This window comes from Solemya velesiana gill symbiont (assembly GCF_002020805.1).
Lineage (GTDB): Bacteria > Pseudomonadota > Gammaproteobacteria > Chromatiales > Chromatiaceae > Sedimenticola_A.
This window is the reverse complement of the sequence record NZ_MPRJ01000106.1, coordinates 1-8,224: the sequence shown is the minus strand read 5'-3', so window position 1 is coordinate 8,224 and position 8,224 is coordinate 1. Positions and strand designations below refer to the sequence as shown.

The window sequence follows — 8,224 nt, the reverse complement described above, 5'->3', positions numbered from 1 at the left end:
TGGCTTCTAGGCTTTGCTGTCTCATCGTTTTCCTGGGAGTGGAGATCAATAGATCGATGGTATACGATTTTCGAAATTAATCAGAGTTGCCTTAGATATTGCTCGTGTTTGTTTCGCGAAGATGTTTTAAGCATCCGGCGATTTTTTGGAGCAGTTCAGATGATCAAGACTCGCATACTGGATGTACTGGATGTACTGGATGTACTGGATGTACTGGATGTGCTGGATGTGCTGGATGTGCTGGATGTGCTGGATGTGCTGGATGTGCTGGATGTGCTGGGTGAGCGGGCGCTGTTGCTGCCCCAGCATCTGAATCATGCGCTGCAAGCCAATGACCAGGTCAAGTACTACTTCACCCTGCTGCAGGAAACAGTAAACCACGCCGAGCAGCCGGAGGCCCCTTTCAGCTCTCTTCAATACGAGAGAGAGATCAGCGGTATTGCCGAGACCGCCCTTGATCAAGTGGTCGAGGCCAGTTCCAAGCAGGTCCACGGTGTCTACCGGATCCCCCAGGCCGGTAACCTGGTGGCAAGTATTGAAGCAGGTGTTTCTGCCATGCTGGAACCCATCGAGGCCGCCTATGGTCATGATGCAGAGCCAACGGCCGGTTTTATGCATCGCTTCGAGAAAATGCGTGAGGAGCTGCCCCGTGTCGAAGATGAACAGCTCGAGGGCAGCAGTATCTGCAGGATGAGCAGTGCAAAGCGTGGCAAGAAGGACAGTCTCCATCATGCGATCAATGAGCTTCAGGGCAAAGTGGCCGGTGAAGTGGTGGACGGCGCCTCGGTCTACGGGATAGGAAAGGACGACCTTCCCCTTATCCGTTCGTTCATGCGAGGGCTCAATTCCACGGCGCCATTGAAATTCGATCATCCCGGTCTGGGTACCACTGCCACCCGTTCCGGCAAGCGCCTGGTGATCCAGAACGATATCGGTACCACGGATGCCCATGTACTGGTTGTGACGGTCACCGGCCTGACCACGGTGCTTACCTACACCGATATCCATATCCGCAGGACCCAGTTCTTCCAAAGCCTGTTCGAACCTTTTGCCGTGGATTGGGAAGACACCCGTTCCCAGCGTGCCAGGGGATTGGAGGAGGGTGATGCGTTCTATCTCTGTGTCGGTTGCTATACAGCCACTGATGCAAAGGATCATGAAGGCTATCTGCAGTTTCTGGGTTCCCGCATCGTATTCCTGATCGATTGGAACCGGGCTCGGAAACGATTGCGTAATTTCATCAAAATGCGCGATGCCATCGATAAATTGAAGTGGGCAGCAGATCATGACTACGGCCATCGCGGCTTTATCCAGATGGGGGCAGAGCACCTGGTTTATGAAGCGATAAAGAATGCCGGGCCGGTTCCTATTCGATACGGCGAGCGCCTGGATACCGTAATGGGACGAGAGGCGGTGATCTCATTTCTGAAATACGTGCTGAGAGTCACTGCTGAGGGGCTGCTTGAGGACCGCTCGGATCGCCTGATCAGGGACGAGATAAAAGCTGAACTGCTCAATCATTTCCATAGTACCGAACAGGACCTGCTGAGCCTGGCAGGGGATCATGCGGCCATGATTCTCGAGATTGCGGGCGTCGTACGGGAGGGGCTGTAGAGTGTTGGTCACGCCGATTCCAGGCAAAGCCTGGTGCGCATGGCTCAGCGCACCAAGAGCTGGGAGTCCCGGGCGGACGATCTGCTCACGCTGGTGCGTGATGGGGCCAAGCAATCTCCGGATGCAGTCATCTACCGCGAGTTGTTAACCGGTGCTGACGATGCGGCTGACAGCCTGGAAGATGCCGCTTTCCTGCTCAGCCTGCTGCCCGAGGCAGGTGAGGGGGTGCCGGTGCCTGAACCACTGCTGCGGCTGGCTGACCTGTTGGTCAGTGACAGCCAGGAGTGGATAAAGTGCCTGGCCAATACGGCTACCCTGTACCATGGAAGAAATCGGGAAGATATCCAGGATTTTCTGCAGGCGGTGGATCAGAGTGTCACCATCGAGCACCTGACCGACGAGGCGGAGCGTGAGGTGACATCACTGTTGGTTCGGTCGGATGCCAACATGCGCCAGTTTCACCTCTAAATGCAGATTACAAGCGCCATGGAAGAGGCGGCTGACGCCATATCAAGATCCGCCCTGATGCTCAGTGATTACGTGCTCAACGAGATGATGCAATGAGCGGCAAGAAAAAATCGCCGCCGGTCGACCCTCCCAGGGTGGTCAGTATTGGCGAGCCGGTTGCCGACTGGGTAGGCGTGACACCCGAGTTGGTGGGTGTGAAAGCCTACAATCTGCTTCGCATGGCCATCGTCGGTTTGCCGGTGCCTCCTGCATTCGTGCTGAGCACCTCGGTCTGCCGGGAGTTTCTGGGCAAAGAGAGCATGGATCGAACAATGGTCGAGCAGATCAAGGCGAATATGCGGCAATTGGAGTCACGCACCCAGAAGGGATTCGGCGGTACACGGCGACCGTTGCTGGTCTCAGTACGTTCAGGTGCGCCGGTATCCATGCCGGGCATGCTCGATACCATACTCAACGTCGGTCTGAACGGGCAGACGGTTGAGGGGGTGATTCGTATGACGGGTAATCCCCGGCTGGCCTGGGACTCTTATCGGCGACTGATACAGTCATTTGCCGAAGTGGTGCATGGTAGCGGCATGCAGACCTTCAACACCATTTTGGCGGAGCATATGGCCCTGGCCCATGTCGAGGACTCCCGTGAGCTGGACGCCTTGAGCATGCGGGCGGTGTGTCACGATTTGCTCGATGTCTATCACACTGCAACCGGGCGGCGCTTCCCCCCAGGATCCCATGACCCAGCTGATCGAGGCTGCGGAGGCGGTGTTCCGCTCATGGCTCAGCCCGCGGGCCCTGGAGTACCGGCGGATGCGTGATATTGATGACGAGCTTGGTACGGCTGCGACGATACAGAGCATGGTGTTCGGCAATAGCGGTTGCAGTTCAGGTTCGGGTGTCGGATTCACCCGCAACCCGGCAACGGGTGAAAACCGGCTGTATCTCGATTTTCTTATCAACGCACAGGGTGAAGATGTGGTGAGCGGGCGGCTTCGGATCGAGGACAGGGCGCAGCTGGAGCGCCACCTCCCTGAACTGGTGGGCAAACTTGAATCGGTTAAACGCAAGCTGGAACAGGAGTTCAAGGAACTTCAGGATTTTGAGTTCACCGTTGAGAACGGCGAACTCTATCTTTTACAGACACGCATTGGGAAATTGACCCCCTTGGGCAACCCTGCAAGTGACCGCGGACTTTGTAGATGAGGGGATACTGGCGCCGGAGGAGGCGGTAGAACGCCTTAGCGTGTTGGACCTCGGGAGGATTCATCGCAGACGGCTGTTCACCAACCAGGGGCAGATTCCACTGGCAGTGGCGGTCCCTGCCAGTATCGGCGTGGCCAGCGGACGTGTGGCCCTGGACAATGAGCGGGCGGGCCAAGCAGTGGAGTGACCAGGGTGAGCCCGTGATTCTGGTGCGAGGGGAGACCTCTACCGATGATATTGTCGGCATCGCTCATGCAGATGGCATCCTCACTGCTGCAGGTGGGCGAACCTCCCATGCCGCGGTGGTTGCCCGTCAGCTAAACAAGGTGTGCCTGGTCGGTTGCGCGCCCTTGGTTATCGATTTGGAAAAGCGTTCGATCTGGTTCGAGCAGCAGGAACTTGCAGAGGGCGACTTTCTGACACTGGACGGCGATCACGGAACTGTCTACCAGGGGCAGCTGAAAAGCGAAGAGGAGCGGCCGCAGCATCTGCTCGAGAAAGTCGAGCACTGGCGCAAGGGTGTGAATTACACCCCGCCTGCTGCATGACAGTGTTGTTGCTGTCGTTCAGATTGGTGCGGCAATCCCAGGAAGGGTTCTAAAGGGGCCGGTCCTTGGCCCCTTTCTCATCAGAATACCAGGTTCATCATGATGATCATGACGGTCAGGAACAGCACGGTCATGATGCTGCCGGCCTTCATGAAGTCGGGCACGCGATAGCCGCCTGGACCCATGATCAGGGCGTTCACCTGGTGGGTGGGGATCAGGAACGAGTTGGAGGTGGCAATGGCCACGGTGAGTGCAAATACCGCCGGGTTGGCGTCGGCGCCGATGGCGATGTTCACCGCCAGCGGTACAAGCAGAACGGTTGCTCCCACGTTGGACATGACCAGGGTGAAGAAGGTTGCCAGTACAGCAACAGCGGCCTGGATTACCCAGATGGGCATATCACCGACCACGGCCAGTACCTGTTCGGCAATCCACTTGGCGGTGCCGCTGGTCTCCACCGCCAGGCCCAGGGGGATGAGGGAGGCCAGAAGAAAGACGGTTTTCCAGCTTACTGCCTGGTAGGCCTCTTCGATCTTCAGAACGCCGGACAGCACCATGCCCATGGCGCCGGTAAGCAGGGCCACGGAGAGGCGAATGTCGGTGAAAAGCACCATGAACAGGGCAATGCCGAAGAAGATGGCGGCGGGGGCCACCTTGTGGGGGCGCAGCTCTTCCGGGCGCGGGTACTCGGTGGTGATGACTACGAAGTCGCGGTCCTTCTCAATGCGCGCTAGGTCCATCCAAGCGGTGTGCACGATCAGGGTATCGCCCGCCTTCAGGGGCATGTTGCGGATATCGTCACCCTCGCGCAGGATCTCGTCGCCGCGGTGCAAACCGATCATGGCCAAGCCGTAGGTCTTGCGCATCCAGACGTCGCGGGCGCTCTTGCCGATCAGGCTGGAGCCGGAAGGGATGACCACCTCGGCGATGCCCGCCTTGCTGGTGGCGAGGTCGTCCACGAAGGTGCGCATGGTTTCACGCAGCTTCAGTCCAAGGGCATTGACCATGGTTTCGAGGTCGTCGGGGGAGGCGACGACACCCAATACCATACCGGATTGGATGCTGACATCCCGGGCCAGGGCGCCGGGGCCGACGCGGTTGGCCTCGCCGGGCAGCTTGGTGGCGATGATGCGCGCGCAGAAGTCGGTTTCCACCTCGTCGATTAGTTTGCCGATCATCTTGCAGCCATCTTTGACCACGACTTCCCTGACCTTGTAATCCAGGCCGTAAACCTCGTGGAAGTACTGCATGGGATCACCGGCGGAGGTGCTGCTCTCAGACTTGGTCTTGGGCAGGACGAAGCGGCCGGCTAGTACGAAGTAAATAATGCCGGTGGCGATCAGCGCCACACCGATAGGTGTGACGGAGAAGAGACCCCAGGTCTCCATCTGCTGCTCCTTGGGCAGCGCCTGGTTGGAGGTGAGGATCAGATCGTTGAGCAGAATGAGGGGGCTGGAGCCCACCATGGTCATTGTACCGCCGAGGATCGCAGTGAAGCCCATGGGCATCAGCAGGCGGGACATGGGCAGGCCGGAGCGGGCCGAGATGCGGGAGACTACCGGCAGGAAGAGTGCTGCCGCGCCCACGTTCTGCATGAACGAGGAGATGAAACCGACGGTGGCGGAGATAATGGGGATGATACGTGCCTCGGTGGTGCCGCCGATCTTCAGGATGAAAGCGGCAACCTTGCTCATGATGCCGGTCTTGTCCAGGCCTGCACCGATAATCATGACCGCGATAATGGAGATCACGGCGTTGGATGAGAAGCCGTCGAACAGGTGCCTGTTGTCCACCAGTCCCTGTTCCAGTCCCATGGCGGGGGCAAGCAGGGAGGTCAGGCCGAGCAGAACCATGACAGTGGCAGCAGCCACATCCACGCCCACCACCTCGAAGGCGAACAGGTAGATGGTCAGCATCAGGGTGGCGGTTACCCAGGCGATCTCAATAGAAGGGACCACGCTGGCCAGAAACAGGGTAAGGGCGGCGAAAACCACGGCAGCGATGACCTGTTTTGATCCCCGGATTCCGGGTTTGGAAACGGTCTGCTCTTCATCCGCAAGTGTGTTCATGACATCTACTCTTAGCTCAGGTTGTGTTCGGATAAAAGGTGTCGGTCTGTCTGCAGCAGGAAAAGCAATACATCATCACCATTGGGGTCGCAGTGAGGCGAGAGGGGCCTCTCCAGCGCATCAAGCGTCAGGTAATGACGGTATTCGGTTTCAGCTTTCCAGGGATCGGGCTGCCGTGGATCTGTACTATCCGGCGGCAGGGTACGACAGGCTGCGGAAGCGTATAGCTATGGATAAGCGTCTCTGCAGCGGCTCTCCCGACAAGGCAGTCAACAGGAGGGGAATGGTTGCGATTCAGTACAACAAACGATTCCACGCTCAAGCACCTATAACGGATTATGCTAACATAATTATCGAAAGGTTGGAATTTGCCCGGTGCTTCAGTTGCAGCCTTCTGTTATTACATCTTGATTTACAAAAACTTTTTTCCTGCGCTGACCGCCATGGAAGGCTGAAAGCCGAGGCTGACCAGGACGTCCGGGGCACTAATAGGTTGTCGAAGGCCGAGTCGATTTTGGGGACTTGGATGTCCCAAAATCTTTCACGAGGTCGAAGACTCGCTTGGCTTATGGCTGGCAGCTGCTGGAGAAGTATGACCCGGCCACCCTGGCGGGTTAGAATGATTACTTTAAAAATGCATTGAATCTCTCTCGAGCTGTGGCAAGAGGCGTTGCTGTTCCAGCGGCTTTCCGATGAGTGCGTTATCTTCAAGGGTGACGCACAGCGGCCGGATGAGAAGAAGTGTTAACAGGCCCCAGGAGAAGCGCATGTCCCGGCAATTGGATAAGACAATTGAACTCATCGATGCTGCCAACAACGAAGACCCCAACAGGGAGTCGGCTGAAGGCAAGGAGTGGCCAAAGGAATTCCTCTACTCCCACCGCATGACAGACATGCTGGAGCGCTTCAAACCGGATGCAGACGAGGTGGGTCAGATATCCATTCGCGCGCAACACATCGAGCGCTGGAAATCCCCCAGGGACGCCTTCCCGATGAACCGCCAGGGCTACCTTCAGTGGCGTACCCAGCTCTACAAGTTCCATGGCAACAGAGCGGGAGAGCTGATGGCCCAGGCCGGTTACGACGAGGAGTCCATCGAGCGTGTGCAGAAGGCGATCGGCAAAAAGGCAGTCAAAGTCAATCCGGATACCCAGCTGCTGGAAGACATCGCCGCGCTGGTGTTTATCGAGCACTACATGCAGGCATTCGCGGACAAGCATCCCGAATACGATGAGGAGAAGTGGATCGACATCATCCAGAAGACCTGGAAGAAGATGTCTGCGGATGGCCAGGCCTTTGCGCTCTCCGGAAACCTGAAGCTGCCTGAACCGCTGGTGCCCCTGATCCAGAAGGCATTGAACGCGGCTTGATGTTTTTTGCAGGCGCCCGTCCTCTTATCCGGTGAAAGGCGGGGTATGCTTCCACCTTGTCAGCGCATGCCCGTGGAAATCAGGGGCGTTCTGGGTGGACCTGGCCTGCTGCTTTATTTAAGGAATCGGCCCATGATCTTCTGGTAGGTGCCGTCTTCTTTTGCCATTTTCAGTGCATCCCGGGTTTTAGCCACGATGTCATCGGCGGTGGATTTGCTGTAGGCGAAGTAGAGGCCGCGGGAGAATACGTCCAGCTTGTGGGTGCGTTCAAACTGGGCGCAGTCAATGGACTTCTTCTCACACAGGGCCTGGAGGCCAAGATTGCTCATGGGCAGGAGATCGATCCTGCCGTGCAACAGCATGTCCAGGCTCTGCTCGTTTTTGGCGACCGGGAACAGCTTAGTCAGGCCTTGTGCCCTGAGATAGTCATGACGCACGTCTTTGGTGAGAACACCAATACGGTATTCTTTGGCGTCCTGTACAGAACCGATGTTGATGTCATTCCGGCTCTTGAGTTTGTAGAGGTGATAATCCAGGGAGATGACGGTGTCGACCCACTTGAATAACGGCTCCCGGGCTTCGGTTCTTGCCATTGAGAAGATGAGCGTGTTGGGTTCATCCTGGGCCATCTGGTAGGCCCTCGCCCAGGGTAGGATGCTGATCTTGTACTCCAGGCCGATTCCATCCATGACATCGCTGATGAGATCGATGACCGGTCCTGACGGTTTGCCTTTCTCCATGTAGTGCATGGGGAGGGCCTCTTCAGTGACCAGGGAAATGGTGTCCGCATTAACAGTTGATACGAAGGCTATGCTGATGATCAGCAGGCGGAGAAGATTCATAGATAGGGTCGGATTATTTAGGGCCTGTTCACGTTAATCAACGTGTCTGAGATGAGTGAAGCCAGGATAAAGAAGGTGAACATCACATCCAGTTTTTCGAATCTTGAAAAGATCCG

General features: G+C 56.9%; 9 protein-coding genes. 7 read left to right on the top strand and 2 right to left on the bottom strand.

The genetic code is table 11. The features are described 5' to 3' along the window. Window positions 1–159 precede the first annotated feature (159 nt). The 6 genes from BOW53_RS13435 (at window position 160) to BOW53_RS12095 (ending at window position 3,827) form a co-directional block, all read left to right on the top strand. The gene (locus tag BOW53_RS13435; protein WP_245832139.1) at window positions 160–1,614 is read left to right on the top strand and encodes a hypothetical protein; all 1,455 of its coding nucleotides are present in this window, start codon (window positions 160–162) and stop codon (window positions 1,612–1,614) included. A 39-nt stretch (window positions 1,615–1,653) separates the two neighbouring features. Beyond that, window positions 1,654–2,082, top strand: coding sequence for a hypothetical protein (locus tag BOW53_RS12115; RefSeq protein WP_078488237.1), 429 nt, complete (start codon window positions 1,654–1,656; stop codon window positions 2,080–2,082). A 92-nt stretch (window positions 2,083–2,174) separates the two neighbouring features. Next, window positions 2,175–2,894, top strand: a complete 720-nt coding sequence (locus BOW53_RS12110) for a PEP/pyruvate-binding domain-containing protein (RefSeq protein WP_078488236.1) — start codon at window positions 2,175–2,177, stop codon at window positions 2,892–2,894. Next, a complete protein-coding gene (locus BOW53_RS12105; protein WP_172838895.1) occupies window positions 2,812–3,279 on the top strand; it encodes a PEP/pyruvate-binding domain-containing protein in 468 nt (155 codons plus the stop codon). Before BOW53_RS12110 ends, BOW53_RS12105 begins: the two co-directional genes overlap by 83 nt. After that, window positions 3,257–3,466, top strand: a complete 210-nt coding sequence (locus BOW53_RS12100) for a hypothetical protein (protein ID WP_078488234.1) — start codon at window positions 3,257–3,259, stop codon at window positions 3,464–3,466. Before BOW53_RS12105 ends, BOW53_RS12100 begins: the two co-directional genes overlap by 23 nt. After that, window positions 3,438–3,827 (top strand): PEP-utilizing enzyme, encoded by a 390-nt coding sequence (locus BOW53_RS12095; protein WP_078488233.1) that lies wholly within the window; start codon window positions 3,438–3,440, stop codon window positions 3,825–3,827. The genes BOW53_RS12100 and BOW53_RS12095 overlap by 29 nt, the downstream gene beginning before the upstream one ends. Window positions 3,828–3,907: 80 nt before the next feature. Here BOW53_RS12095 and BOW53_RS12090 read toward each other — a convergent pair whose 3' ends face one another. Continuing rightward, window positions 3,908–5,896 (bottom strand): SLC13 family permease, encoded by a 1,989-nt coding sequence (locus BOW53_RS12090; RefSeq protein ID WP_078488232.1) that lies wholly within the window; start codon window positions 5,894–5,896, stop codon window positions 3,908–3,910. 731 nt (window positions 5,897–6,627) lie between these two features. Between BOW53_RS12090 and BOW53_RS12080 the strand changes: the two genes are divergently transcribed. Then, window positions 6,628–7,266, top strand: a complete 639-nt coding sequence (locus BOW53_RS12080) for a DUF4202 domain-containing protein (RefSeq protein WP_425442930.1) — start codon at window positions 6,628–6,630, stop codon at window positions 7,264–7,266. A gap of 113 nt (window positions 7,267–7,379) precedes the next feature. Here the strand turns inward: BOW53_RS12080 and BOW53_RS12075 are convergent, their stop codons facing one another. Beyond that, entirely contained in the window at window positions 7,380–8,108 is a 729-nt protein-coding gene (locus BOW53_RS12075; RefSeq protein WP_078488229.1) for a substrate-binding periplasmic protein, read from the bottom strand. Between the last annotated feature and the right edge of the window lie 116 nt (window positions 8,109–8,224).